A 2,820-nucleotide genomic window follows, 5' to 3' on the forward strand; every position below is an offset into this window, starting at 1 on the left:
CCTCCCCCATATCCTCCTGATTCAAGGTTTCCGGTATTTCCTAAGCCTAACCAGTTTGGATTATGACCTCCCGAGTAAGCATCAGGGCGGGAATCGCCAGGCATCTTAAACTGATGTGGTGCCATCCCATCCGGATCTATAAAGCTTACAGGATTATTAAATGCATAATTATACGGTGAGTATCTTCTCATCTGCTCGGCTAATGGATCTATCACACCCCATCTGCCAATATCTGCCATATACATTCTCGCTCCGTAATCTCCCCACCCTGTCTCTTTCTGTAGCTCTTTACCATTATATTGGTAATTGTAAGCCGCATTTGCCGTCGGGACCATTCCTGCACTATGCTTTAGACCAAATGCATAATAATTGTTTTCTTCAAGAACTTCTGCGCTGCCATTCAGGTTCCTGGAGTAGCTTAAACGCACACTTCCTAAATGGTCTGTATAGCTGTAAATATACTTATTATTTTCAAAATTATAATACCCTTCAGCAGTAGGAACAAACTTTAGAACAGGTGTCGTACTAAATCCTGTATATGTGCTTTCATACTGAAAACCATCTAAATATTCTGTTATTTTAGTGGTTTCCAAATTTTGTTTAGAACCATAAGTATAGATCTTTTTAAGCTTTGTACCATCTGCCCTGTATGTATACTGGGTATTTACATTAGAATCACCATCAATAGTTCTTGGTATGTATGTCTTATCAAATTTCACATAATCAGGAAGGTTCAAAAAATTATAATCAATCTGTAAAACCCCCTTATCTTTATGATCCTTCATATTCCCGTTATCGTCATAGGAGATTATGTTCCCTGAAATATCGGAATAGCCACTGTAGTTTCCTGAAGCATCAGTAACGGTATTGAGCTTATTCCCTGTATAATTATAGGTAAGATCATCAATAAGCTGCGCTGTTCCTGAACTGCTTTTCCCATTTCTCTGCAGAGAGGTGATATTTCCGTTCAGGTCATAGGCTAAGGTTTCATTAAAGAATCCATTCTGCGGAACAGAAGCCCCCGGTTCAGAATAGATTCCTTTTTTAAGCCTGTTCAGGCCATCATACTGGTAATTATACTGTCTTAAAACCTGGTCTAAAGCCGTTTTCCATGTCACTTCCGTAATATTGCCGTTGTACTTCCCTGTAGAGCCCTGAGAGGTATTCTGGGGATTAAAATACTTCAGCTCATAACCGAAAAGTTTGGTTCCGAGTGCAGCCGGATCATTGATTTTGGTAAGTGCTCCACGGATGTCATACTGGTAATCGATGCTTTGAAGCCCGCCCCCAACTTTTTTATTGGATAGCTGCGACAGCTCATTATAGGTATTTTCCGTTAACAGTTCCACAGGACCGCTGTCTACCTGATGACGGTGCTTCGTTACCCGGTTCTGGTTGTCGTAATCAAAGCTTTGGGAGATTACTTTTTCGGTATCTGTTCCCAGTCTTTTGTGATACACCTTGGTCTGTTTGGCCATCCCTACAAAATCCAATTCTGATTCTGTTCTGGTGGTTCCACCCAAATGATTAATGCTGTACGTGCCTACTGCTCTTCTTTTTTTATCATAGTAGACATAATTTTTAGTCCAGTTATCATCTTCTATATTCTTTACAAGGCTCAGGGTAGGCATCGCCTGGGTATTCACCGGAGCATTCTGGGTATCGGTAATCACTGGCTCTCCCAATATGGTGGAAGGAAAAGCCGGGTTGAAATCATATCCGGGATAGGTATCGTAATAATTTAAGGATAATAAAGTGACCCATTTGGTAGAATTCGGGTAGGTACTGTCCTGGTTTCCATAATATACATTCATGCCCTGTCTTTCAAAAAGAGCCGCGCTTAACCTGTTTACATTATTGGAATCATACCCGTCTACAACAGATTGTTCAGTGGTTCTTGCAGCTCCAGTTCCTATCCCTGTAATGGCAATTCTCCCAAACTGATCATATTTTGTATACAGCCACTGTCCTTTCACTCTCAGATTGGCATCCTGAGTAGCTACTAACCGGTCCTGTTTATCATAAAGCATATATTCCCAGCCTTTCCCCGGAACTTTTTTCTCTACCAGTCTTCCCAATCCGTCGTAGCGGTACTGGTAACACAGCTTGTCCAGCATCGTCTGATCGGGAGCCGAAGTGCCTACGGCCAGTGGCGGAATAACATAGACCAGCTGCCCGTATTCATTGTACAGGTAATAGGTATCTACATTTTGGGTCCCGTCATTTTTTCTGACCAGTATCGTCTGTCCTTTACTATTCTTGAATTCCGTGGTGATATTTCCGTCCGGATCGGTAACGGAGGTTTTCATCAGCTGGTTAGCGGCATAGGAAGCCGAGAAGGAAATACCCGAATCAGTTCTCCCTTCTATCCAGTTTGTTGTGATCTCATATTTTTTTACTTCACCGGCTGCGTTGGTACCGTAGGCCATATTGGCGGGCTTCTGGGACCAGGCGGTTCCTGCCGGAACAACCTGGCTTACTCTTGTGGTAAACAGGTCGTCATAGCGCTTTTCAGCATAGATCTTTTCACTTCCGTATCCTGCAGAAGGCGCATTGGCCAGCGGATTGGTATAGATGGCTCCGTTCGCCGTGCCCGGCTGGGGAACAGGAAGGTAGCTTTTGGCCTGCCTTCCTTTTGCATCATATTCTATAGGAACGACAACATCTCTTCCAAGCGGCGTAGCTTTGATGGCAACACTTTGGATAGGTCTTCCGAGCCCATCAAAATACTGAACAGATTCTGATTTTTTAGTGCAGTCCCCATCCAGACAGTTTTTGGTATAGATGTAGTTCTCAGTCGTACTGGGAGTTGTTTGCGCG

The 2,820-nt window shown here is 43.2% G+C and carries 1 protein-coding gene; it reads right to left on the reverse strand.

Annotated elements, in window-relative coordinates; genetic code table 11:
• The coding region (locus tag ACTJIV_RS20235) for a DUF6443 domain-containing protein (RefSeq protein WP_440629260.1) at positions 1-2,820 on the reverse strand (2,820 nt) is incomplete at both ends.

Origin of the sequence: Chryseobacterium sp. 22532 (assembly GCF_052044665.1) — a bacterium.
In the GTDB taxonomy this organism is placed as follows: domain Bacteria; phylum Bacteroidota; class Bacteroidia; order Flavobacteriales; family Weeksellaceae; genus Chryseobacterium; species Chryseobacterium lathyri.